This is a genomic window from Agrobacterium sp. P15N1-A (assembly GCF_044626815.1).
Classification (GTDB): domain Bacteria; phylum Pseudomonadota; class Alphaproteobacteria; order Rhizobiales; family Rhizobiaceae; genus Agrobacterium; species Agrobacterium leguminum.
Genome location: NZ_JBIUPF010000011.1, coordinates 91,917 through 115,321, shown reverse-complemented (window position 1 = coordinate 115,321; position 23,405 = coordinate 91,917). Strand labels below are relative to the sequence as shown.

Annotated in this window: 19 protein-coding genes and 1 tRNA gene; 10 read left to right on the top strand and 10 right to left on the bottom strand. The window is 59.1% G+C overall.

Annotation, left to right across the window (positions count from 1 at the left end; all coding sequences use genetic code 11):
• Positions 1-237: 237 nt before the first annotated feature.
• From ACIK7D_RS26765 to ACIK7D_RS26745, 5 genes are all read right to left on the bottom strand, one after another.
• On the bottom strand, positions 238-4,056 hold the full coding sequence (locus tag ACIK7D_RS26765) for a vitamin B12-dependent ribonucleotide reductase (RefSeq protein WP_400158017.1): 3,819 nt from the start codon (positions 4,054-4,056) through the stop codon (positions 238-240).
• Complete coding sequence (locus tag ACIK7D_RS26760; protein WP_272870571.1) at positions 4,046-4,177, bottom strand: hypothetical protein; 132 nt, start codon at positions 4,175-4,177, stop codon at positions 4,046-4,048. Before ACIK7D_RS26760 ends, ACIK7D_RS26765 begins: the two co-directional genes overlap by 11 nt.
• Before the next feature lie 553 nt (positions 4,178-4,730).
• Complete coding sequence (gene gpt / locus ACIK7D_RS26755) at positions 4,731-5,228, bottom strand: xanthine phosphoribosyltransferase (RefSeq protein WP_003523375.1); 498 nt, start codon at positions 5,226-5,228, stop codon at positions 4,731-4,733.
• Positions 5,229-5,338: 110 nt separating this feature from the next.
• Complete coding sequence (locus tag ACIK7D_RS26750) at positions 5,339-6,184, bottom strand: universal stress protein (protein WP_127756939.1); 846 nt, start codon at positions 6,182-6,184, stop codon at positions 5,339-5,341.
• Positions 6,185-6,406: 222 nt separating this feature from the next.
• Positions 6,407-7,198: a competence/damage-inducible protein A gene (locus ACIK7D_RS26745; RefSeq protein ID WP_127757059.1), complete on the bottom strand. Its 792-nt coding sequence runs from the start codon at positions 7,196-7,198 to the stop codon at positions 6,407-6,409.
• 277 nt (positions 7,199-7,475) lie between these two features.
• Between ACIK7D_RS26745 and wrbA the strand changes: the two genes are divergently transcribed.
• Entirely contained in the window at positions 7,476-8,075 is a 600-nt protein-coding gene (gene wrbA / locus ACIK7D_RS26740; protein ID WP_059760465.1) for an NAD(P)H:quinone oxidoreductase type IV, read from the top strand.
• A 513-nt stretch (positions 8,076-8,588) separates the two neighbouring features.
• On the opposite strand, the gene ACIK7D_RS26735 is transcribed toward wrbA, so the two are convergent.
• Entirely contained in the window at positions 8,589-8,834 is a 246-nt protein-coding gene (locus ACIK7D_RS26735; protein WP_080816871.1) for a DUF982 domain-containing protein, read from the bottom strand.
• Between the two features lie 94 nt (positions 8,835-8,928).
• Complete coding sequence (locus ACIK7D_RS26730) at positions 8,929-9,234, bottom strand: hypothetical protein (protein ID WP_127756938.1); 306 nt, start codon at positions 9,232-9,234, stop codon at positions 8,929-8,931.
• A 708-nt stretch (positions 9,235-9,942) separates the two neighbouring features.
• Here ACIK7D_RS26730 and ACIK7D_RS26725 point away from each other — a divergent pair.
• Entirely contained in the window at positions 9,943-10,095 is a 153-nt protein-coding gene (locus ACIK7D_RS26725; RefSeq protein WP_003495626.1) for a DUF3309 family protein, read from the top strand.
• A gap of 106 nt (positions 10,096-10,201) precedes the next feature.
• On the opposite strand, the gene ACIK7D_RS26720 is transcribed toward ACIK7D_RS26725, so the two are convergent.
• Positions 10,202-10,275 (bottom strand) — tRNA-Cys (locus tag ACIK7D_RS26720).
• A 304-nt stretch (positions 10,276-10,579) separates the two neighbouring features.
• Between ACIK7D_RS26720 and ACIK7D_RS26715 the strand changes: the two genes are divergently transcribed.
• The 6 genes from ACIK7D_RS26715 to exoR all read left to right on the top strand — a co-directional run bounded on the left by ACIK7D_RS26715 (position 10,580) and on the right by exoR (position 18,815).
• A complete protein-coding gene (locus tag ACIK7D_RS26715; protein ID WP_400158016.1) occupies positions 10,580-11,251 on the top strand; it encodes a protein-L-isoaspartate O-methyltransferase in 672 nt (223 codons plus the stop codon).
• Between the two features lie 390 nt (positions 11,252-11,641).
• Positions 11,642-12,649: a cell division protein PopZ gene (gene popZ, locus ACIK7D_RS26710; protein ID WP_400158015.1), complete on the top strand. Its 1,008-nt coding sequence runs from the start codon at positions 11,642-11,644 to the stop codon at positions 12,647-12,649.
• 219 nt (positions 12,650-12,868) lie between these two features.
• A complete protein-coding gene (locus tag ACIK7D_RS26705; RefSeq protein ID WP_400158014.1) occupies positions 12,869-15,712 on the top strand; it encodes a valine--tRNA ligase in 2,844 nt (947 codons plus the stop codon).
• Positions 15,713-16,172: 460 nt separating this feature from the next.
• Positions 16,173-17,456, top strand: coding sequence for an outer membrane protein transport protein (locus ACIK7D_RS26700; protein WP_137003634.1), 1,284 nt, complete (start codon positions 16,173-16,175; stop codon positions 17,454-17,456).
• Positions 17,457-17,724: 268 nt separating this feature from the next.
• Complete coding sequence (locus tag ACIK7D_RS26695; protein ID WP_236776264.1) at positions 17,725-18,027, top strand: hypothetical protein; 303 nt, start codon at positions 17,725-17,727, stop codon at positions 18,025-18,027.
• The gene (exoR, locus tag ACIK7D_RS26690) at positions 18,021-18,815 is read left to right on the top strand and encodes an exopolysaccharide production regulator ExoR (protein ID WP_003509731.1); all 795 of its coding nucleotides are present in this window, start codon (positions 18,021-18,023) and stop codon (positions 18,813-18,815) included. The genes ACIK7D_RS26695 and exoR overlap by 7 nt, the downstream gene beginning before the upstream one ends.
• Before the next feature lie 74 nt (positions 18,816-18,889).
• Here the strand turns inward: exoR and xth are convergent, their stop codons facing one another.
• Both xth and erpA read right to left on the bottom strand, forming a co-directional pair.
• Entirely contained in the window at positions 18,890-19,687 is a 798-nt protein-coding gene (gene xth, locus ACIK7D_RS26685; protein WP_400158013.1) for an exodeoxyribonuclease III, read from the bottom strand.
• A gap of 96 nt (positions 19,688-19,783) precedes the next feature.
• Entirely contained in the window at positions 19,784-20,116 is a 333-nt protein-coding gene (gene erpA, locus ACIK7D_RS26680; protein ID WP_020811519.1) for an iron-sulfur cluster insertion protein ErpA, read from the bottom strand.
• 215 nt (positions 20,117-20,331) lie between these two features.
• On the opposite strand from erpA, the gene ACIK7D_RS26675 reads away from it, so the two are divergent.
• Positions 20,332-21,549: a deoxyguanosinetriphosphate triphosphohydrolase gene (locus tag ACIK7D_RS26675; RefSeq protein WP_003522718.1), complete on the top strand. Its 1,218-nt coding sequence runs from the start codon at positions 20,332-20,334 to the stop codon at positions 21,547-21,549.
• 75 nt (positions 21,550-21,624) lie between these two features.
• Positions 21,625-23,382: an arginine--tRNA ligase gene (gene argS / locus ACIK7D_RS26670; protein WP_003522720.1), complete on the top strand. Its 1,758-nt coding sequence runs from the start codon at positions 21,625-21,627 to the stop codon at positions 23,380-23,382.
• Positions 23,383-23,405 lie beyond the last annotated feature (23 nt).

Sequence of the window (23,405 nt, the reverse complement as noted above, 5' to 3'; positions counted from 1 at the left end):
GGTTACGCGTGAACTTGGTAGTCTGATTCCAACTCTAGCGTTTGTTTCACTGTTTGTTCTGTAATGTATTTTCCAGACAACTAAGTGTCTGGAAAACCTATTGTTTTGGATGTGGTGGAGTGAATTCAGAACCTTTGCTGTCGTTTTATGACTCAGCAGTTGGGGCTTTTATGACTCCAGACCCCCACTTTATGACTTTTCAGTGGGGGCCATCCAGCATATTGGCCATTCTCGATATTACGAGCAACCGCTCGTCGCACCGCAAGTATCGCACTTCTCGCAAGTGCCGTTCCGCACCATCGTGAAGTTCTGGCATTCCGAGCACATGTTGCCCGTATACCCTTGAGCAATCGAGCGCATGCGGCGTTCGTTCTCCACCTTCTTGGCTTCCGTCTTGGCCGATGCAGCGTCGGCGGCGGCCTTGTCGGAGAAGAGGGCGGTTGCCGTCTGCTGGGATTCCTGAGCCACCTCGTCGATGACTTCCTCGGCGATTTCTTCGGCCAGTTCCCTGGCGCGCTCTTCATAGTCCCGCTTGAAGGAGACGATTTCGGAGGTCGCGATGGAGACGGTCGGTTCCAGCTTGCGGGCGGCGGAGCCGGCGAAGGAGGTGACGTTGGCCGAGGCGCGGGCAGGGGCTGCCGTTGCCGAGCCCTTCGGCTCGGAAGACGAACGTTCGCCGCCATTGCTGGAAACCAGCGTCGGCTTGTAACCGCGGGTCCAGCCGGTGGAAACGAGGTTGGTCTTGCCTTCCTGGATACCCTTGCCGAGCGCCGTGTTGGAGAAATCCGACGTATCGACATGGGCCAGATCGTGGCGGCCGAGATAGGAGACGGCGAGTTCGCGGAACACGTAGTCGAGGATCGACGTGGCGTTCTTGATCGCGTCGTTGCCCTGCACCATGCCGGCCGGTTCGAACTTGGTGAAGGTGAAGGCCTCCACATATTCTTCCAGCGGCACGCCATATTGCAGGCCGAGCGAGATGGCGATGGCGAAGTTGTTCATCATCGCACGGAAGGCGGCACCTTCCTTGTGCATGTCGATGAAGATTTCGCCGATGCGGCCGTCACCGAATTCGCCGGTGCGCAGATAGACCTTGTGACCGCCAACGGTTGCCTTCTGGGTGTAACCCTGACGGCGGTTCGGCAGCTTTTCACGCTCGCGCGAGACACGCTCGATGACGCGTTCGACGATCTTTTCGGTGATCGTCACGGCCTGCTGGGCGAGCGGCTGCTGGATCAGCTCCTCGACGAAATCTTCTTCGTCGTCATCTTCCACCAGCGAAGCGTTGAGCGGCTGGGAAAGCTTGGAGCCATCGCGGTAAAGGGCGTTGGCCTTCAGAGCCAGCTTCCAGGAGAGCATGTAGGCTGCGCCGCAATCTTCCACCGTCGCATCATTCGGCATGTTGATCGTCTTGGAGATCGCGCCTGATATGAAGGGCTGTGCCGCCGCCATCATGCGAATGTGCGATTCAACCGAGAGATAACGCTTGCCGATCTTGCCGCAGGGGTTGGCGCAATCGAAGACGGGCAGGTGTTCGGCCTTCAGGAACGGCGCGCCTTCCAGCGTCATCGCGCCGCAGACGTGCACGTTTGCCGCTTCGATGTCCTTCTTGCCGAAGCCGAGATGCTCGAGCAGGTTAAAGCTCATGTCGGAGAGCTGCTCGTCGGAAACCTTCAGCGTTTCCTTGAGGAAGTCGGCGCCGAGCGTCCACTGGTTGAAGACGAACTTGATGTCGAAGGCGCTCTTCAGCGCGCCATTGACGGCCTCGATCTTCTCATCGGTGAAGCCCTTGGCCTTCAGCGTCGAGGGATTGATGCCGGGCGCCTGGTTGAGATTGCCATGGCCAACGGCATAGGCTTCGATTTCGGCGATCTGGCTTTCGGAATACCCAAGCGAACGCAGCGCATCCGGAACGGCGCGGTTGATGATCTTGAAGTAACCGCCGCCGGCGAGCTTCTTGAACTTCACCAGCGCGAAGTCGGGTTCGATGCCGGTCGTGTCGCAATCCATCACGAGGCCGATCGTGCCGGTGGGCGCGATAACCGTCGTCTGGGCGTTGCGGTAGCCATGCTGTTCGCCGAGCGTCAGCGCCTTGTCCCAGGCGGCGACGGCATGGGCGATCAGGTCCTGATCCGGGCAATCGCCATGGATGAGCGCGACCGGGTTGACCGACAGGCCTTCATAACCTTCCGACTGGCCGTGAGCGGCGCGGCGGTGGTTGCGGATGACGCGCAGCATGTTGTCGCGGTTCGGCGCAAAGCCCGGGAAGGGGCCAAGCTCGCCGGCCATTTCGGCCGAGGTGGCATAGGAAACGCCGGTCATGATAGCGGTGAGCGCACCGGCAATCGCACGGCCTTCGGCGCTGTCATAGGGAATGCCCGAGGACATCAGGAGGCCGCCGATATTGGCGTAACCGAGGCCGAGCGTGCGGTATTCATAGGAGAGTTCGGCGATCTGGCGCGACGGGAACTGCGCCATCATGACCGAGACTTCGAGCACGACGGTCCACAGACGAACGGCATGTTCGTAATCGGCGATATCGATGCGCTTCGTCGCCTGATCCTTGAACTGCAGCAGGTTCAACGAGGCGAGGTTGCAGGCCGTGTCGTCGAGGAACATATATTCCGAGCACGGGTTGGAGGCGCGGATGGGGCCGGCGGCCGGCGAAGTGTGCCAGTCGTTCATGGTGGTGTTGAAGTGCAGGCCCGGATCGGCGGACGCCCAGGCGGCATGGGAAATCTTTTCCCAGAGGTCGCGGGCCTTCAGCGTCTTCATCACCTTGCCGTCCTTGCGGGCGGTGAGGTTCCAGTCGCCATCATTCTCGACAGCACGCAGGAAGTCGTCCTTCAGCGAGACGGAGTTGTTGGAGTTCTGGCCGGATACCGTCAGATAGGCTTCCGAATCCCAATCCGTGTCATAGGTCTTGAACTGGATGTCCTTGTAACCCTGCTCGGCGAACTGGATGACGCGCTTGACGTAGTTTTCCGGCACCATGTCCTTCTTGGCGGCGCGGATTTCGCGCTTCAGGGCAGGGTTCTTGGCCGGGTCGAAGCAATCGCCATTGTCGGCCTCGCAATTGACGCAGGCCTTCATGATTGCCTTCAGGTGCTTGGCGACGATCTTGGAGCCGGTCACGAGAGCGGCAACCTTCTGCTCCTCGTTCACCTTCCAGTCGATATAGGCTTCGATATCCGGGTGATCGGCATCGACAACGACCATCTTCGCCGCGCGGCGAGTGGTGCCGCCGGACTTGATGGCGCCGGCTGCGCGGTCGCCGATCTTGAGGAAGCTCATCAGGCCGGAGGAACGGCCGCCGCCGGAAAGCTTTTCGCCTTCGCCGCGCAGATAGGAGAAGTTGGAGCCGGTGCCGGAGCCGTATTTGAACAGGCGCGCTTCCCGCACCCACAGATCCATGATGCCGCCTTCATTGACGAGATCGTCCTCAACGGACTGGATGAAGCAGGCATGCGGCTGCGGATGTTCGTAAGCGGACTTGGACTTGGTCAGCTTGCCGGTAAAGGGATCGACATAGAAGTGGCCCTGGCCGGGGCCATCGATGCCATAGGCCCAGTGCAGGCCGGTGTTGAACCATTGCGGGGAATTCGGCGCAACGCGCTGGGTGGCGAGCATGTAGGCAAGCTCGTCGCGGAAAGCCAGCGCATCTTCTTCGGACGAGAAATATTTGCCCTTCCAGCCCCAATAGGCCCAGGTGCCGGCCAGACGGTCGAAAACCTGACGCGCATCGGTCTCGGAGCCGAAACGCTCGGCTTCCGGCACATCCTTCAGCGCCTTTTCATCGGGCACGGAGCGCCACAGGAAGGAAGGAACGTCGTTTTCCTCAACCTTCTTAAGGAACTTCGGCACGCCGGCCTTGCGGAAATATTTCTGCGCCAGAACGTCGGTGGCGACCTGGCTGAACTGCGCGGGAACGTCGATATCCGCCAGACGGAACACGATCGATCCATCCGGGTTCTTGATTTCACTGACGGCCTTGCGGAAGTCGATCTCCGCATAAGGCGATTGGCCGGGCTTCGTGAAGCGGCGTTCAATGCGCATGGTTTCTGTCCTCGTCCATTGGGCGCCCGGTGAAGGGCGCAAAAATCCGGTCCAGCCGTGCGATGCCTTCGCGCAGCCGGTTGTTGCCGATCTGAAAGGGATGTTCATCCTTGGATGCCATCCCTGTATCTCGTGGCTTATTCGGCTGCAAGCATGTCATGGAATACTAAATATAGTATCAACAGCTTCCTGCCGCCAGTCCCCGCGTCATGTTTTTGGCGGTTCCGAAAGGCGCGCAAAAGCCTGCGGCGAACCGCCCCCTCATGGCCGGGACGCCGCTTTGGACATGCGCGCTGAAGATGGAGAGGAACCGGCCTCGTTACTTTCCGGTCCGTTGCCGCCGCAACATAATTGTCACTTTCCTCTCGCGGCACAGATTCGTCAAGCCATAGATTGAAACCCATTTTTAACCACAAGATATTGTGTGGAGTGCCTGTGGAAAACGGGGATAGGAAAAGCTCTTAGAAAAATCAGTGACTTGGCGGGAAAGTTTGAAGCTTGCGCGAGGCTGGTTTCCGCAAGGGGAAGGCAAAACCCCGCATTTTCGGGGTGAGGCATAAAGGCGACACTGCGGTTTTTCCGTGTTTTTTAGCTGTCGCCATAAAGCCGTTTCCAGACAAAAAAACCGCCCCGATGGGGCGGTTTCAAAGCCTAATTTTTCTCTGCGGGGCTGGTCAGCCGCGCGATCCCTTGGCAATCGGCTCCTGATAGGTGAAGCCCATGTCCCAGGGGAAATAAATCCAGGTGTCCTGGCTGACTTCGGTGACGAAGGTATCGATGGTCGGCACGCCCTTCGGCTTGGCGTAAACACAGGCGAAATGCGCCTTGGGCAGCATTTCGCGCACTTCGAGCGCCGTCTTGCCGGTATCGGTCAGGTCGTCCAGCACCAGCACGCCTTCGCCGCCATCCGCCGAAAGTTCCGGGGCGACTCCCTTCAGCAGAACCGTTTCGCCCTGATTGACGTAATCATGGCGGGTGGCGATGCAGACCGTGTCGATCAGGCGGATATTCAGCTCGCGGGAAATGATCGCCGCCGGCACGAGGCCGCCGCGGGTGATACAGACGATCGCGCGGAACTCCCGCTCAAGGCCGGCAAGACGCCAGGCAAGCGCACGGGCATCGCGGTGGAACTGGTCCCAGGAGACGGGAAAGGCTTTATCGGGAAGGGACATGTCGTCTACCATCTGGTCAAAATTGTCGATGGCTTTGGCTAATAGCCGCAAGACCGGCAAAAAGGCAAGCTTTCCGCACGGTCTTATGGCTCAATCCACTTCCACCGGTTTTAACGCGACAGCAGCGTCAGCGCCGTCATGGAATCGAGCAGGGTGCGGGTGACACCGCCGAACAGCAGTTCCCACCAGCGGGAATGGCCGTAAGCGCCCATGACAAGAAGGTCGATGCTGTTATCGGACAGCCGGTTTTCGATGGCCGCCTGCGGCGAGACGCCGGCGATCTTTTCCTGCGAGGTCACGGTGACGTTGACGCCGTGGCGGGCGAGCGTGGCGGCCAGTTCCGCACCGGCGAGGCCGGAAGACTGCGTTTCGCTCTCGGCCTGATCGACGGAGAAGATTTCGACGCTATCGGCTGCCTTGAGGAAGGGCAGGGCGTCGAAGGTGGCGCGGGTCGCCTCGCGCGAGCCGTTCCAGGCGATCAGGACGCGCTTGATCGGTTTCGCAACGGTCAGCACATGCGGCACGAGGAGAACGGGACGGCCGCTTTCATAAAGGAAGCCGTCAATGTCCGAGCGGCTGTCGGAAAGTGCGGAGGAGCTGCTCTGGCGGGCGACGATGAGATCGGCGCAACGGGCGCTGTCGATTGCCGATGCGGAGGCGTAACCCACCGATGTGACGAAGCTGCGCCATTCATGCGAGATGCCGTTGGCGGACAGCGTACGCTCGAAGATGGTTCCGACGTCGGTGGTTTCCTTATGCGCTACGTCCTGCAGCGCCTGCACGGTGGCGGGATCGGGAATTTCCATCGGCGCGACGAGGGGAACGGCGGCCAGCGTTTCCATATGCAGGCCGATCACATGCGAGGAAAACTGATCGGCAAGGCTTACCACGAATTCGCCAAGCTTCTGCGTGTTCGAAACATTGTCGACCACTGCCAATATCGTCTTGTAACCCATTTCTCTCTCCTCGGTGACATGTCGTTTTCAGATCGTTCTGGCTTTTCTTCGAATCGTCAGAACGATCCAAGTCTCTGTTTTACGCATTGTCCGGACGGAAAAGCTGGTCCGCTTTTCCTGGAAATGCTCAGGGGGGAGAGTGGCCGCCTTTAAAGACCGCCACCTTGATTTTGGTCAAAACTTCCCGGTCTCAAGCCTTTTCTGTCTCAAGCCTCTTCTGTCTCAGGCGGTTGCATCGCCCTTGCTGGCTGCCTGTCTTTTTTCATGGCCGATGGTCTCGATCATGGCGGCAACCGCGTCTGCTGCCGCCTTCAGGACGCCGGCGTCGCGGGCGCGCACGACGATCTCCGTCGAAAAGCGCTGTCCGTCATATTTGGGATAGGAGCCGATGCTGGTTTCGGGATGGGCTTTCTGGATGGCCGTCAGCGGCGTGCCGATATCGCCTTCGCCATAGGGCGAGCGCACCGCCTGCGACATGACCTTCGCGCCGGTGCGCAGCGTCGGCATGACATTGTCCAGCATGGCCTGAAACACCTGCGGCACGCCGGCCATGACGTAAACATTGCCGATGACGAAGCCGGGGGCGACGGAAACGGGATTGGCGATGTGGGCGGCTCCTCTCGGCATGCGCGCCATGCGCTTGCGCGCCTCGGTGAACTCCATCTCGCGGACGCGATACATGTCACCCAGCAGGCGCAGCGCCTCGGCGTCGTGCTCGCAGGGCAGGCCGAACGCCGCAGAGACCGCATCAGCGGTGATGTCGTCATGGGTCGGGCCGATGCCGCCTGACGTGAAGACATAGTCATAGCGGCCGCGCAGCGCGTTCAGCGCCTCCACGATCGCTTCCTCCTCGTCGGCGACGATGCGCACTTCCTTCAGGTCGATGCCGGACATGGTGAGGACATCCGCGAGGTGGCCGATATTCTTGTCCTTGGTGCGGCCCGAAAGCAGTTCGTCGCCAATGGCAAGCATGGCGGCGGTCACTACGGATTGGGCGGAGGAGGGACTGGACATGGTTGCACTCGTCATCTGTTTCACCCGACGTTAGCCCCGCTCCCGGGGAATGCAAAGCGGTTTTGAAAAAATGTCTTTTTGTAAATGGTTGACGTTTCGGTTTTCCGTTCACTCATGGTGAACAGTGCGTATGCCAATCCCCGGCTGGCGGGATAAGGGCCTCTCGGCTAGGTTTTCTTCACATACATTTGACGGGTCAACGCCGATGATCATTGAATTTTTGAAGAAGCTTATCGCCGGTACGCCGGAAACAGTTACAACAAAGGAAACGAAGAGAATGACGAAAGTTCTTGTACTCTATTATTCTTCTTACGGTCATATCGAAACGATGGCTTACGCTGTCGCCGAAGGCGCAAAATCGACGGGCGCCGATGTCGTCGTGAAGCGCGTTCCGGAGCTGGTGCCGGAAGAAGTCGCCAAGTCTTCGCATTTCAAGCTCGATCAGGCAGCGCCGATCGCAACGGTGGACGAGCTTGCCGAATATGACGCCATCATCGTCGGCGCCGGCACGCGTTTCGGCACGGTCGCCTCGCAGATGCGCAATTTCTGGGACCAGACCGGCGGCCTGTGGTTCGGCGGCAAGCTGGTCGGCAAGGTCGGTTCGGCCTTCACCTCTTCCGCCACGCAGCATGGCGGCCAAGAATCGACCATCCTCGGCTTCATCCCCACCTTCCTGCACCATGGCATGGCGGTCGTCGGTCTGCCCTATGCTTTCCAGGGCCAGATGGGCGTCGATGAAATCAAGGGCGGCTCGCCCTATGGCGCCTCCACCATCACCGATGGCGACGGCTCGCGCCAGCCCTCCGCAATCGAACTGGAAGCCGCCCGTTTCCAAGGCGCGCATGTGGCGAAACTCGCCGCCAAGCTTTCCGCCTGATTGGGTTATGCGTTGAAAAGAAATGCGGCCCACAAGGCCGCATTTTTTACTCCCGGAACGTCACGTCGCCGGTGCTGTCGGAGAAGAATTTTTGCCGTGGGTCAGATCGGTAGGTTGACCATGAAAAGGCAGCTTGCGACCACGAAGCCGAGCATCGAGATTTCGAGAAAGCCGTTCAATCCGTCACGCATTCCAATCCTCCTCCTGTTGGATGAAAAGAGAACGGCCAGAGTTTATCGCGGTTCCATAACGAAAGAATGAAATTCAGGAAATTCTAATGTCCAGTCGCGCCGTCTTCCGGCGGAGAGGATTTTCGCGCTTCAGCCGGTGACGACGAAGGCCACCACGAGGTGGCCGAGAAGGCCGATCGCCAGGCAGGAGAGGAGAAAAATGAACAGGGCTTTTTTCATGTTTCCGGAAGCTTCCATCTGTTGCGATCCATCCAACGTCTTATCCTGAAAAGCTGACGCCGCAGGCGGCATTTTTAGTCGACGGCCGGCAGTCGCTCCGCTGTCAGGCCTTGATATCGAGGCCCGCTTCGATTGCGGCTGCGATGAAGGCCCTGCGCGCGTCCTCGGGCTTTTTCCTGCCGGCATCGACGGCGGCGCATATCAGCAGCGCCTTGTCCAGCGCATCCCCGTCTTCAATCGGCCAATCCTCGATCAGCGCCCAGGAGGCCGCCTGCGTGGTGTCGATGCTTGTATAGTCGCCCGGCGTTTCGAACGCGATGAGGACGGGTTTTTGCCAGCGCGTATTCATCGCCTATCCATAGTGGTTGTCGCGCCCGGCTCTAAACCAAGCGGTCAGGATGCGCAATCCCGTTGCGGGGGCGTTTCTGCCGGTTGCGGTGCGGTCAGTCGTCGCGCCCGAACAGCCAGTCGCGAATGATGCGGCGGTCGATGAGCTCCAGCGAGCGGTCCGGCGCGATGCGATAGGTTTCGACCGCCCTCGTGCTGCCGTCGATGCGGAATTCATGGGTGAAGGTGCTGCCGATCGGCGATTTCGTCAGTTTGGTTCGCGGCTGGCCCCTGTAGATGATGCTGCCGGGGATGGGTTCGACATAGGGCGCGGGGCCAACATAGCCGGCCGGTCCGGCCGTGGTGCATCCGGCAAGCGCCAGTGTAAGCGCGATAGCGGCCGATGATACGAGCGTTTTCATCCTGTCCTCCGAAGTGCGTCCGTGAAAACGATGTCAAGGCGCGGCGGTTCCCGGCGGGCAGGGGGCCGGAGACGATTTCCCCGACTATTTGCTCTTCGGATTCTGAATGTCGCGCGCGACCCAGCGAAAGAAAAAGTAGACGAGGAGGCCGAAGATGAAAAGCGGGATGAGGTTCGCAAAACCGGACATATGATTCTCGTTTCTCCCTCCCGGTCCGGGGTCTAGCCGGAGTGAAACCGGCAAGGCAAGGCAAACCCGGAACACAGCCGGTAAAATATCCGTGTGCCTGCAAAAGAGAATTCGAGGAGCGTGGGGAGGGGCGGGAGAGATCTGGCGCACTGCCAGTGATGCCAGATCTCTCCGTCTCCCGCCAGTTTCAGGGTACGGGGGACTGGCGCTAATATGACGGACAACTGCCGATAGACATAGGCCGAGAAATTACCTCGAATAAATCGCTGCTTTGGTGAAGGCCGATGAATGCCGGTCCGCTGCAGTCCTTCAGGGCTTTTTGTCGGGATATAATTAGCCAGAGAATTGCTTCCCGAGACGGAGCAGACAAGGCCGCATTCCCGAATTTCCGGTGTAACCCGTTGAAACGGAAGAGGATGCCTTTCCACCATTATGCTGCCCGCTATACAGGAAAGGGAACTTTTTGCCCGTTTCATCATTCAAACAGGCAGGACACATGCCAATAGTGGAGGGTTACACATGCTCGGCACCATCCTCGTCATCCTGCTCATTCTTTTCCTGATCGGCGCACTGCCAAGCTGGGGTTACCATAATTATGGTTATGGCCCGTCAGGCGGTCTCGGACTGGTTCTGGTCATCGTCCTGATCCTGGTTCTGCTTGGGCGGATCTGATCACACAAAAAGGGGCAGCGTCGCTCGCGTGATGAGAGGCGAGTTGAACTCAAGCGCCTGTGTGGCGCTGCTCAGTTCATACCGAAATTGGGTGTGATGTAAGATATGGAGGCCTCGCCCGGAATTGAACCGGGGTACAAGGATTTGCAGTCCTCTGCGTCACCACTCCGCCACGAGGCCTCAACCGCTCGTCGTCTTGAGCGATGGCGGGCATTTAGAACGAATCCATTTAGGGTGCAAGGCCCTAATTTCGAATGCGCTTGTTTTTTAGTTTCTGCGCACGAAGACAGATCGTTACGATGAAAAGTCTCCTTCATGGGCGTGATATCCTGTCGCTTTTTCCCACACATCCGGCTTAGCGCGCTTGAAAGCGTGCGCTTGGGCAATTATGAGATTATCCAAAGGCGAGGGTGAGACCCTGCCGTTTTGAGCTTTTGGAGCCGAGGCTTCCCGACCGGCATCCGTGAAATTGAGGCGATACGATATGATGGATTTCGAAACCGCACGCGCCAACATGGTCGACAGCCAGTTGCGCACGACCGACGTGACGTCGCATTCCGTGCTGAAGGCGTTTTTGAGCGTGCCGCGCGAGGCATTCGTGCCGGCGGGCGTGCGGCAGATTGCCTATGTGGACGAGGACCTGCAGATCTGTCCCGCCCGCGATGGCCGTCCGGCCCGTTATGTCATGAAGACCTCGCCGCTGGCGAAGCTGCTGCAGCTTTCGGCCGTGTCGAAGGAGGACGTGGTGCTGGAAGTCGGCGGCGGCGCAGGTTATGCTGCCGCCATCCTTTCGCAGCTTGCCGGTTCGGTGGTGTCGCTCGAAAGCGATGAGGCGCTGGCCGCACAGGCGACCGAGACGCTCGCCTCGCTCGGATATGACAACGTTGCCGTCGTGACCGGCGATCTCGAAAAGGGCTATGCGGGCGAAGCGCCCTATGACCTCGTTTTCATCAACGGCGCGGTGGAGGAAGTGCCGACGGCACTGACCGACCAGCTGCGTGACGGCGGTCGTCTGGTTGTTGTCGTCGGATATGGCGGCGCCGCGAAGGCCACCGTCTATCGCCGCGATGGCAACAGCACATCGGCCGCCACTTTCTTCAATGCTTCCGTCAAGCCGCTGCCGGGCTTTGCCAAGGCGGCCGAATTCGTTTTCTGATCGGCAAACGATCATCTTCTTTTTTGACGCCGGGGTGGAGTTTCCGCCCCGGCGTTTTTATGTTCGGTTTGCCGGCGGAGCGCTTCCTTTCGGGCCGTTCTCACAAAGCTGTGCATCATCACGAAACTTGTCGAATCAGTGATTTAGTTCCTAGCTATGCTGACCTAAACTAAGGGTGATTCGGGGTGTGCGTATTTCTGCCCCGCATGATCCTGCGACAGGGACGGCGAAATGCTCAGGCGCTTGGCCGGCCATGTTTCAGAGCATCGGTGTGACGATCGATTTCGGTTGTCGAAAACGCGATGTGAAAATTGAACAGGTCAAGGAGCGCTCATCCGGTGTCCGAGGGATGCGGCAAGGGCGCTCGAAGAGTGGAAACCGGGGATTGATATGGCTCAGCCAAGCGTAGCGCGTGAACCGTCCATGGAAGAGATTCTGGCGTCTATCCGCCGGATCATCGAAAGCAACGAGACCGGACCTGCCGGTGCGTTTTCCGGGCAGTTGCCGCCGGTCTATGACGATGAAGACGAGGCTGCGAGCGAAGCGGCCTTCGTGGCGGAGCCGATCAGCCCGCCGGCGCGCGTTCCCCCCGCCGCAAACCAGGCTTTTGGCGCACGGCCTGCACCGGATTTTTCGCCGGTTTCTGAGGGGTCGGTGGCCGAACGGCAGGAAAGCTTCGCCGAGAAGACCATGTCCCTTGCCGATGTTGCCGCCCGTGTGCGTGCCGCCGCAGACCGTAACGCCGCCATGGGGCCGCAGGCTTTCGCCGCGCAGGCCCAGCGCAGCGCGGCCGAGACCGCGCCGCAGGCTGCTGCGCCGACTGTATCGCAGCCTTCGTCCGCGCCGTCTTCCGAACGCGCCGCACCGCAGCGCCCGACAGATGTTCGGCCGCTGATGGCGGCTGCGGCCGCCGCGAGCGTGAGCGAGCAGCCGGCGTCCAGCGTGAGCGAGCAGCCGGTATCTTTTGCCGCTGAGGATCGCGCCGCTGCTGCCGCCATCGAAAGCGCGCCTTCGGCCGAAAACCGCTTTGATCAGCTTTCGCTGCGCGGCGCCCTCGAAACGCCGCTGACGGCGGAGCGTTTCGACATAGCGGTGCTGGAACCTGCCGTTGAGAAACCGGCATTCGATCTGGCCGAGCCACAGGCAAAAGACGTGGCGGATGGTGAGGGCGGTCTGTCGCTCAATCTTCTTTCCGCCGCTGCCGGTGCGCAGATCGCCCGTTCGTTCAGCGAGCTTGCAGAGGTTTTCGACGGCGTCGAGCGGCGCTCAATCGAGGATATGGCCGCAGAAATGCTGCGCCCGATGCTGCAGGACTGGCTGGAAGACAATCTGCCGACGCTCGTGGAGCGTCTGGTGCGCGAGGAAATCGAGCGCGTGGCGCGCGGTTCGCGCCGCTAAGGTCTGCTCCGGCCGCATGTGCGATTGCTGCGGATGCGACGAAACAGGGGCCGCTCCGGCATCGGGGCGGCTTTTTTGTTGAAGATGAAGGTGTTATGGGGGCATAGTCACCCACGGGTCCGCTCAATGGTTGGCTCGCGGGCGGGTTTCTGTTGACTCTCTCCCGTCCATCCTTATTTAAAAAAATCCACACAAGAACTCTAAAATTCAGGTCAGGAAATGCTCGAAAAGACCTACGATTCCGCATCCGTCGAACCGAAGATCGCCAAAGCCTGGGACGAGGCTAACGCTTTTCGTGCCGGCGCCAACGCCAAGCCGGGCGCGGAAACCTTCACCATCGTCATCCCGCCGCCGAATGTGACCGGCTCCCTGCATATGGGCCACGCGCTCAACAACACGCTGCAGGATATTCTGGTCCGCTTCGAGCGCATGCGCGGCAAGGACGTGCTGTGGCAGCCGGGCATGGACCATGCCGGCATCGCCACGCAGATGGTCGTCGAGCGCAAGCTGATGGAGCAGCAGCTTCCGGGCCGCCGCGAGATGGGCCGCGAGGCTTTCGTGGAGAAAGTCTGGGAATGGAAGGCCGAATCCGGCGGCCTGATCTTCAACCAGCTGAAACGTCTCGGCGCCTCCTGCGACTGGTCGCGTGAGCGCTTCACCATGGATGAGGGGCTTTCCGAGGCCGTTCTCGAGGTCTTCGTCACCCTTTACAAGCAGAACCTGATTTACAAGGACAAGCGCCTCGTCAACTGGGATCCGAAGCTGCAGACTGCGATTTCCGACATGGAAGTCGAACAGATCGAGGTGAAGGGCAACCTTTGGCACTTCCGTTATCCGCTGGAAAAGGGTGTCACCTATCAATATCCGGTCGCTTTCGACGAGGAGGGCAAGCCCACCGAGTTCGAAACGCGCGACTATATCGTCGTCGCCACGACGCGGCCCGAAACCATGCTCGGCGATACCGGCGTTGCGGTGAACCCGAAGGATGAACGCTACAAGGGCATCATCGGCAAGCATGTCATCCTGCCGATCGTCGGCCGCAAGATCCCGATCGTCGCCGATGACTATGCCGACCCGACGGCCGGCACGGGCGCGGTTAAGATCACGCCTGCGCATGACTTCAACGATTTCGAAGTCGGCAAGCGCTGCGGCCTGCGCGCCATCAACATCATGAATATCGACGGCACGATCTCCATCAAGGAGAACGAGGATTTCCTCGAAGGTCTCAGCCATCCCGCGGCGCTGCATGGCGCATGGGATCGTCTGGAAGGACAGGATCGCTTCTTTGCCCGCAAGGTCATCGTCGAAATCTTCGAGGAAGCCGGCCTGCTCGACAAGATAGAGCCGCACAAGCATGTGGTGCCGCATGGCGACCGTGGCGGCGTGCCGATCGAACCGCGCCTGACCGACCAGTGGTGGGTGGACAACAAGACGCTGGCCCAGCCGGCGATTGCCTCGGTTCGCGAAGGCCGCACCAATTTCGTGCCGAAGAACTGGGAAAACACCTACTTCCAGTGGATGGAAAACATCCAGCCCTGGTGCATTTCGCGGCAATTGTGGTGGGGTCACCAGATCCCCGCATGGTATGGCCCGGACGGACAGGTCTTCGTTGAGAAGACTGAAGAAGAGGCGCTTCAGGCAGCCATCCAGCATTATATTGCCCATGAAGGTCCGTGGAAGGCCTGGGTCGAGGAGAAGCTTGAGAACTTCAAGCCGGGCGAAATCCTGACCCGCGACGAAGACGTGCTCGACACATGGTTCTCGTCGGCGCTCTGGCCGTTCTCGACGCTTGGCTGGCCCGAGCAGACACCGGAACTGGCGCGCTATTATCCGACCAACGTGCTGGTGACCGGTTTCGACATCATCCCCTTCTGGGTGGTGCGGATGATGCAGATGGGCCTGCATTTCATGAAGGACGATGCCGGCAACCCGGTCGAACCTTTCAGCACGGTCTATATCCACGCGCTGGTTCGCGACAAGAACGGCCAGAAGATGTCGAAGTCCAAGGGCAACGTCATCGATCCGCTGGAACTGATCGACGAATATGGTGCGGATGCGCTGCGTTTCACGCTCGCCATTATGGCGGCGCAGGGCCGTGACGTGAAGCTCGATCCGGCGCGTATCGCCGGTTATCGCAACTTCGGCACCAAGCTCTGGAATGCGACGCGTTTTGCCGAGATGAACGGCGTGAAGCGCGATCCGCATTTCCTCGCCGAAACCGCGTCGCTGACCATCAACCGCTGGATCCTGACCGAGCTTGCCAATACGGCGCGCGACGTGACGGCGGCGCTCGAGAACTTCCGTTTCAACGACGCCTCCGGCATTCTCTACCGTTTCGTCTGGAACCAGTTCTGCGACTGGTATCTGGAACTGCTGAAGCCTGTCTTCAGTGGCGAAGACGAAAAGGCCAAGAAGGAATCGCAGGCCTGCGCGGCCTATGTTCTGGACGAGATCTACAAGCTCCTGCATCCCTTCATGCCCTTCATGACGGAAGAGCTGTGGGCGCATACGGCGGGCGAGGGCGAGGAGCGGGATAATCTGCTTTGCCTGACCGACTGGCCGGTGCCGGAATTCCGCGACGATGCCGCGGCGGCCGAAATCAACTGGCTGATCGATCTCGTCTCCGGCATTCGCTCCGCGCGCGCCGAGATGAACGTGCCGCCGGGCGCTACCGCCTCGCTGGTGGTTGTCGGCGCCAATACCTCCACCGAAGCGAGGCTCGACCGCCACGCCGCCGCCATCCGGCGCCTGGCGCGGGCGGATGAAATCCGCGCCGCCGATGTCGCACCGAAGGGCTCCGCGCAGATCATCGTCGGTGAGGCCACGGTCTGCCTGCCGCTCGGCAAGCTCATCGATCTGGCCGCCGAGGAAGCCCGTCTCGAAAAGGCGATCGGCAAGGTGGATGCGGAAATGGAACGCATCGACAAGAAGCTGTCGAACGAAAAATTCGTGGCCAATGCCGATCCGGAAGTGGTCGCCGCCGAGCGCGAGCGCAAGGCGGAGCTGGAAGTGCAGCTTGCAAGCCTGAGAACGGCGCTCACACGGGTCAGCGAAGCAGGGTAATAGCTGCCTCCGGCTCTTTTATGAAAACAAAACGCCCCGTTCGAAACGGGGCGTTTTTGTTTCTGTGTAATAATTCGTCTCGATTGATTGCTGCAGTGCGATGGCGAATCATGAACGCCCGAAAGAGCGATTATTTCACGCCATGCCCGGCCAAAAATCTCTCAAACAGCCGAAAAATCCAACAAAAACGGCCTGATAAGCGTGTTTCCTCGGGAAACTCGTGAGTGTGGTTATTTGGCGACAATTCCTGTCTCAAGTGGGAATTTGTTTCATTTTATGTCTGATTGCTTCAATTGGATTAGAAAAATAACCTAAAATGATTATGCAAGGGGATTGACATGAAATTCTTACGTAAAAAATGGAGAAGTGTCGCAGAACTGTGCCAGAGTGCGGCAGATTGTCATTTGCTGCGAAGCGCTTCACTCTTTTGATGATCACATTGCCTTGATTGGGGAGAGAGATGGCAAAAACTGCAATTTTTCGCGGCGCGGTATGTTTCGCAGTCAGCATCGCGGCGGTAACGCCCTCACTGGCGAGTGGCCTTGAGCGCGGCGGCTATAATATCGATCTACTGTTCGATCCGTCCGATTACGTTCTCGACAGTTCCGCCACTTTCGTCGCGCCGCAGCGCAAGGTGGAGAATGCGCGCGACAATCCGCTGAAGAGCGGCGGTCCGCTGCCCGGTTCCTGGTCGACCACCGCCGACGATTCTGAAAACTACTGGTCGACGCGCGTTGGCGCCAAGGCGGCCATCGGCGATTTCGGGGACTGCATGTTCGACTATTCGCAGCCCTGGGGCGCGGATCTGAACCCCGGCATCTGGCAGGGATCGAGCTACAATATCGAAACCAAGGTCAAGTCGCATAACTACGCCACCACCTGCCGCGTGAAGTTCGATCTCGGCAAGGGCGATTTCTCGATCATCGGTGGCGGCTTCTATCAGGAAGTCAGCGGTTATAAATACCGCCAGGTGGTTTCCCCGACGGCTCTCGGTCCGGCTTATCCTTCCCTTTATTCCGGTGTCGGCAAGCTCGATATGGAAGGCGACGGCTGGGGATGGCGCGCAGGTATCGCTTATGAGATACCGGAAATCGCTTTCCGCACGAGCCTCGTTTATAACAGCGCGGTCGATCACGATCTGAACGGTACGGTCGACCTCAGAAGCCTTCCGGCAGCCGGCAGCCCGGCTCTCATCGCTTACGGCGGCAAGGTTACCCCGGTTTACGGTTCCGTTTCCATGCCTGACAGCCTGGAACTCAAGGTGCAGTCCGGTATTGCGCCGAACTGGCTCGCTTTCGGTTCGGTCAAGTGGACGGACTGGAGCCAGATTCAGGTCGTGCCTTTCTGCCAGGTCGGTGTCCCGTCCTGTATTGCGGGCGTCACTTCGCTCACCACGCTCGATCTTTATTATCGTGACGGCTGGACGGTTACCGGCGGTATCGGCCACAAGTTCAACGATCAGTGGAGCGGCGCCGTCAGCCTGACCTGGGATCGTGGCACATCGACGGTTATCGGCACGCAGACCGATACCTGGATGGTCGGCACCCAGCTCGTTTATTCGCCCACGCCGAACGTCGAGTTCAAGATCGCCGGCGCTGTCGGCCTGCTGACCTCGGGTGAATCCTCGATCAGCGGCGGCCGCTGCAGCAACGTCGGCACCGCAACCTGCGGCGACGAGGCTGGCTATAGCTTCGGCAGCGATGTCGTGGCGGCGATCTCGACCGGCGTGAAGGTCAAGTTCTGACATCATCCTTCCGTAGATGCTAAAATAAAGGTCCGGTTTACCAACCGGGCCTTTTTTCATGCGCGACTATGATTCCTGCTCGATAAAAATTTCTAGCCCGAAAGTTTTGTGACGATTTGGCAACACTTTTCTGCAAGCGTGTGGTCGCGTTGGAATGTGAGCATATCTGTCCATTTCCCGCCACAAACAGGGTGCTTGGCTTATGTTTAGGGACGCGGGAATGAAAGAACATGCAGGCGTTTGATGTGGTGGTGCGCAAGGTCGGAAAGTGAAAACGGGTTTGGATTCAGGGTTTAAGCAAGTAATACGGGAATTTCATCCGGCTTTCTTGTTTGGCGCTGACCGGTGGATGGCGAAATGCCGTTATATTGCCGGAAATTATGCCTATATCTGTCTCACTGGAAAATTAGGGCAATTGCCGCAAAAGACCACCGGTGGTGCGCTGGAAAGTGCTGCCGGAAAGACGCAGTGTGTTCGAAAAATCGCGACCCGGCGGGGTTCGGCTTTGCAGTATTCCGCAAGTATTGGCTATATGCCGGGAAGAGTTGAGAGAAGTTCGCTGAAATGCTGAAATGTGAAGCCAACGTTTTAAAGCCGCTCCTCATGGGCATGTTGCTTGCGTCGCTCGCAATGCCTGCTGCGGCTTTTGACATCAATGCGGGCGTGACCAAGGAATCCGGCCCCTTCGACCTGTTCAAGTTCGGCTTCAAGGCCTACAAGAACGGCAACAAGGGTGAAGCCGTTGAGGCCTATCGCTACGCGGCTGAAAAGGGCCATACCGGCTCGCGCTGGGCGCTTGCCAATATGTATGCCTATGGCGATGGCGTCGCCAAGAATGACTTCGAAGCTTTCAAGATCTACAGCGAAATCGCCAATCAGGGCGTGGAGCCGGGTTCGGAAGATACGGGCTTCTTCGTCAATGCGCTGCTTTCCCTTGCCGATTATTACCGTCACGGCATTCCCGGCAGCCCGGTGAAAATGGACCTGTCGCAGGCCCGCCAGCTTTATTTCCAGGTTGCTTCCACCTTTGGCGTCGCTGAGGCGCAGTTCCGTCTGGCGGAGATGATTCTCGCCGGCGAGGGCGGCCGCGCCGATGTGCAGCAGGCCAAGAAGTGGCTTAACCAGGCCCGCAAGCACGGCCATGCCGGCGCCATGTCGATTTTCGGCAACCTGATCTTCCAGGAAGGCCAGACGACGCAGGGGCTGGCCTTCATGACGGCGGCGCTCGACAAATGCACGGCGGCGGACTGCACCTGGATTCAGAACCTGCAGGAGCAGGCTTTTTCGCTCGCCGGTGAGAACGATCGCCGCGCCGCCATCGCCATGGCGCAGAACATGCAGTTCAATGATCCGGATTGAAAATGGGCCGGACTGAGAATTGGCCTAACTGAGAATGGCGATCGAGGCGGCTTCTTCCGTCTGATGGAAGCCGGTCAGCTGACCGGACTGAAATCGAAATAACCGCAGACCGGCACATGGTCGGACGGTTTTTCCCAGGCCCGCACATGTTTTTCGATGCTGACGGATTGTAGCCTGTCGGCAGCTTCGGCCGACAGCATCAGATGATCGATGCGGATGCCATTGTTTTTCGGCCATGCCCCGGCCTGATAATCCCAGAAGGAATAAAGTCCTGCTTCATCCGTGGTTGCACGCGCCGCATCGGTGAAGCCCAGATTTTCCAGCTTGCGGAAGGCTGCACGGGTCTTCGGCAGGAATAATGCGTCGCCTTCCCACACGCGTGGGTCGTGGCAATCGAACGGCTCCGGGATGACATTGTAGTCGCCCGCGAGGATCAGCGGCTCCTCGAGCGCGAGGCGATCTTCGGCAAAGCGCCGCAGCCGTTCCATCCAGGCAAGCTTGTAGGGATATTTCACCGGATCGTCCGGCGGATTGCCGTTCGGCAGGTAAAGCGAGCAGACGCGGATCGCCCCGCCATCGACGGAAAACACGCCTTCGATGAAACGCGCCTGTTCGTCGGCATCGTCACCCGGCAGGCCGCGATTGACCTCGTCGGGCTTGACCTTCGAGAGCAGGGCGACACCGTTGAAGCCCTTCTGGCCATGGGTCTCGACATTATAGCCGAGCGCCTCCAGCTCCAGCCGGGGAAAACCCTCGTCGACCGATTTGATTTCCTGAAGGCAGACGATATCGGGCGATGAATCCTTCAGCCACTGGCAGAGGTTTTCGATACGCGCCTTGACGCCGTTGATGTTCCAGGTGGCAATCTTCATCGGAGTTTCCCTTTTGCGAGGGTACTTTTACCCGATGCAAAAGCGATTGCCACCGTTTTTGGAAAACGGCCCTGTGGATGTGGTGGAAAGATGATGTCAGATCGAGAAGCTGGTGCCACAGCCGCAGCTTGCCACAGCATTCGGGTTCTTGATCTGGAAGGACTGGCCGAGCAGATTGTCGACGAAGTCGATTTCGGAGCCGGCCATATAGACGACCGACAGGCTGTCGATCAGCACCTTGGCGTCGCCGCGGGCAATCACGATGTCGTCATCGGCTTTGTCTTCGGCCAGATCGAACTTGTAGGAGAAGCCCGAGCAGCCGCCGCCTTCCACCGAGACGCGCAGCGCCTGTTTGCCGGCTTCGGCCGCGACGATTTGGGCGATTCGCTTCGCCGCTGCTTCCGAAAGGGTAATGTCGCTGTTTTCCATGTCGTTTCTCCTGCCGGGGTCAAGAACCGGAGAGCAATAATCTCGTTGTCACCATTATAAACCGGTCAAATTAACGGTCTATAGCCTGTGTGAAGGCGGTCAGCGCGGCGATGATGCTTTGCGCTGTCCTCTGCGATAGGTATGAAGGGTGAATGAAAAGGTCAATGGCCGAGACCAAAAGGAAGTCCCGGCTGGAGAAGACAACAGGTGGATGCATGATCATAGACCAGCGCGCATTGGGTTTCGGAAGCGGCGAGAGGGCGGTTTTCGCCTCGGATCCATGGACCACGCGCGGGCGTCTTTTTCCCGAAACCGGAAGCCTGACGCGCTCGGAGTTCCAGCGCGACCGCGACCGTATCGTCCACACGACGGCCTTTCGCCGCCTGAAGCACAAGACGCAGGTGTTTATCAGCCCTGACGGCGACCATTATCGCACGCGTCTCACCCATACCATCGAGGTGGCGCAGATCGCTCGGGCGCTCGCCCGGGCGCTGAAGCTCGACGAGGATCTGGCTGAAGGCGTGGCGCTGGTGCATGATTTCGGCCATACGCCCTTCGGCCATACCGGCGAGGATGCGCTGGATGCGGTGCTTTTGCCTTATGGCGGCTTCGATCATAATGCACAGTCGCTGCGCATCGTCACCAAGCTGGAGCGCCGTTATGCCGAATATGACGGCATCAACCTGACCTGGGAGACGCTCGAAGGTCTCGTCAAGCACAATGGACCACTGGTGAATGCGAAGGGCGAGGGGATCAAGGGACCAGTTCCGCTGCCCATCCTCGAATATTGCGAGCTGCAGGATCTGGAAATCGGCAGCTATGCCAGCCTCGAGGCGCAGGTGGCGGCGATTGCCGATGACATCGCCTATAATACCCACGACATCGATGACGGGTTGCGCGCCGGTTATCTCACCTTCGAGATGCTGGAGGAAGTGCCATTCCTCGGCGGCCTGATGGCCGAGGTACGGGCGAAATATCCCGTGCTCGACAAGGAGCGTTTCGCCAATGAGATCATGCGTCGGCAGATCACCCATATGGTGGAAGACGTGATCGGCGTTGCGCAGCAAAATCTGGCCCGTCTGAAGCCGAAGAGTGCGGTGGATATCCGCGCTGCCGATTTCACCGTCGCGACCTTCTCGCCGGAAATGGCCGAGACCGACCGGCAGATCAAGAAACTGCTGTTCGGCCATATCTACCGGCATCCGGAAATCATGCGCATCCGCGCCGGCGCGACACAGATCGTCACCGATCTTTTCCACCGTTATATGGAAACGCCGGCGGAAATGCAGAGCCATTACTGGGTGGACAGCATTTCCGGCATGAGCGTGGCCGCAAAAGCCCGGCATGTGGGCGACTATCTGGCCGGCATGACCGACAGTTATGCACTGCGCGCCCACCAGCGGCTGTTTGACCACACCCCCGATTTGCGATAGGGCAGCGGGCGATCGCGAAGCCGACCCGGTTAAAAGGCCGGATATAAACAGAAGCCCTTCGCGCAGGTTGGAACGATGAACATTTTTGCCGATTTCGATACCAGGATCAAAAACGCGCTCGAGACCCTCGATCTCGTGAAAGAGAACCGCGAAAAGGTCGATTTCAGTCGAATTACCGTCGAATCCCCGCGCGATCTCAGCCACGGCGATGTCGCAACCAATGCCGCCATGGTGCTGGCGAAGCCGCTCGGCACCAATCCGCGCGCGCTTGCCGAACTCATCGTGCCGGCTCTTCAGGCCGATGGCGATGTGGACAGCGTCAATGTCGCGGGTCCGGGCTTCATCAATCTCAAGGTTTCCGTCGGTTACTGGCAGCGTCTTCTCGCCGACATGATCGGGCAGGGCGTCGATTTCGGCCGCTCCACCATCGGTGCGGGCCAGAAGATCAACGTCGAATATGTTTCCGCCAATCCGACAGGCCCGATGCATGTCGGCCATTGCCGTGGCGCCGTCGTCGGCGACACGCTGGCGAACCTGCTCGCTTTTGCCGGTTATGGCGTTACCAAGGAATATTACATCAACGATGCCGGCTCGCAGATCGATGTGCTGGCCCGTTCGGTGTTCCTGCGTTACCGCGAGGCGCTTGGCGAAGATATCGGCACCATTCCGTCCGGTCTTTATCCCGGCGACTATCTCGTTCCCGTCGGTCAGGCGCTGGCGGATGAATATGGCATCAAGCTGCGCGCCATGCCCGAGGAAAAGTGGATGCCGATCGTCAAGGACAAGGCGATCGACGCGATGATGGCGATGATCCGCGAGGATCTGGCGCTGCTCAACGTACGGCACGACGTGTTCTTCTCGGAGCGCACGCTGCATGAGGGCAATGGCGGCCCGATCCTCTCGGCCATCAATGATCTCACCTTCAAGGGCCATGTCTACAAGGGCACCCTGCCGCCGCCGAAGGGCGAATTGCCGGAAGACTGGGAAGACCGCGAACAGACGCTGTTCCGCTCGACGGAAGTGGGCGACGACATGGACCGCGCGCTGATGAAGTCGGACGGTTCCTACACCTATTTCGCCGCCGACGTCGCTTATTTCAAGAACAAGTTCGACCGTGGTTTCTCCGAGATGATCTATGTGCTCGGGGCTGACCATGGCGGTTACGTGAAGCGGCTGGAAGCGGTTGCGCGCGCCGTCTCCGAAGGCAAGTCGAAACTGACGGTGCTTCTGTGCCAGCTCGTCAAGCTGTTCCGTGACGGCGAGCCGGTGAAGATGTCGAAGCGCTCTGGCGACTTCGTCACGCTGCGCGATGTTGTCGACGAAGTGGGTCGCGATCCGGTGCGATTCATGATGCTTTATCGGAAGAATTCCGAGCCGCTGGACTTCGATTTCGCGAAAGTGACCGAACAATCGAAGGATAATCCGGTTTTTTACGTGCAATATGCGCATGCCCGCTCGATGTCGATCTTCCGGCAGGCGCAGGAAGCGTTTCCGGGGCTTTCACCTTCGGCTGAGGAGATGGCGGCCTCTGTTGCTTTGATTAGCGATATCAACGAGTTGCAGCTGGTTGCAAAGCTTGCGGAATATCCGCGCCTGATCGAATCTGCGGCCCTTTCGCATGAGCCGCACCGGCTTGCTTTTTACCTCTACGATCTCGCCAGTTCCTTCCATGGACACTGGAACAAGGGTAAAGACCAGCCGGAATTACGTTTTATTAACGATAAAAACCGAGAATTGAGCATTGCCAGACTTGGGCTGGTGAATGCTGTCGCAAATGTTTTGAGGTCCGGCCTTACGCTTTTAGGAGCGGACGCACCTGCTGAAATGCGATAACATATCACCATTATTTGCTCACA

Bases quoted from the DNA above. Each gene is read 5' to 3' on its own strand.
- ACIK7D_RS26765 (WP_400158017.1), bottom strand. From the start codon at position 4,056: ATGCGCATTGAACGCCGCTTCACGAAGCCCGGCCAATCGCCTTATGCG.
- ACIK7D_RS26760 (WP_272870571.1), bottom strand. From the start codon at position 4,177: ATGGCATCCAAGGATGAACATCCCTTTCAGATCGGCAACAACCGGCTG.
- gpt (WP_003523375.1), bottom strand. From the start codon at position 5,228: ATGTCCCTTCCCGATAAAGCCTTTCCCGTCTCCTGGGACCAGTTCCAC.
- ACIK7D_RS26750 (WP_127756939.1), bottom strand. From the start codon at position 6,184: ATGGGTTACAAGACGATATTGGCAGTGGTCGACAATGTTTCGAACACG.
- ACIK7D_RS26745 (WP_127757059.1), bottom strand. From the start codon at position 7,198: ATGTCCAGTCCCTCCTCCGCCCAATCCGTAGTGACCGCCGCCATGCTT.
- wrbA (WP_059760465.1), top strand. From the start codon at position 7,476: ATGACGAAAGTTCTTGTACTCTATTATTCTTCTTACGGTCATATCGAA.
- ACIK7D_RS26735 (WP_080816871.1), bottom strand. From the start codon at position 8,834: ATGAATACGCGCTGGCAAAAACCCGTCCTCATCGCGTTCGAAACGCCG.
- ACIK7D_RS26730 (WP_127756938.1), bottom strand. From the start codon at position 9,234: ATGAAAACGCTCGTATCATCGGCCGCTATCGCGCTTACACTGGCGCTT.
- ACIK7D_RS26725 (WP_003495626.1), top strand. From the start codon at position 9,943: ATGCTCGGCACCATCCTCGTCATCCTGCTCATTCTTTTCCTGATCGGC.
- ACIK7D_RS26715 (WP_400158016.1), top strand. From the start codon at position 10,580: ATGATGGATTTCGAAACCGCACGCGCCAACATGGTCGACAGCCAGTTG.
- popZ (WP_400158015.1), top strand. From the start codon at position 11,642: ATGGCTCAGCCAAGCGTAGCGCGTGAACCGTCCATGGAAGAGATTCTG.
- ACIK7D_RS26705 (WP_400158014.1), top strand. From the start codon at position 12,869: ATGCTCGAAAAGACCTACGATTCCGCATCCGTCGAACCGAAGATCGCC.
- ACIK7D_RS26700 (WP_137003634.1), top strand. From the start codon at position 16,173: ATGGCAAAAACTGCAATTTTTCGCGGCGCGGTATGTTTCGCAGTCAGC.
- exoR (WP_003509731.1), top strand. From the start codon at position 18,021: ATGCTGAAATGTGAAGCCAACGTTTTAAAGCCGCTCCTCATGGGCATG.
- xth (WP_400158013.1), bottom strand. From the start codon at position 19,687: ATGAAGATTGCCACCTGGAACATCAACGGCGTCAAGGCGCGTATCGAA.
- erpA (WP_020811519.1), bottom strand. From the start codon at position 20,116: ATGGAAAACAGCGACATTACCCTTTCGGAAGCAGCGGCGAAGCGAATC.
- ACIK7D_RS26675 (WP_003522718.1), top strand. From the start codon at position 20,332: ATGATCATAGACCAGCGCGCATTGGGTTTCGGAAGCGGCGAGAGGGCG.
- argS (WP_003522720.1), top strand. From the start codon at position 21,625: ATGAACATTTTTGCCGATTTCGATACCAGGATCAAAAACGCGCTCGAG.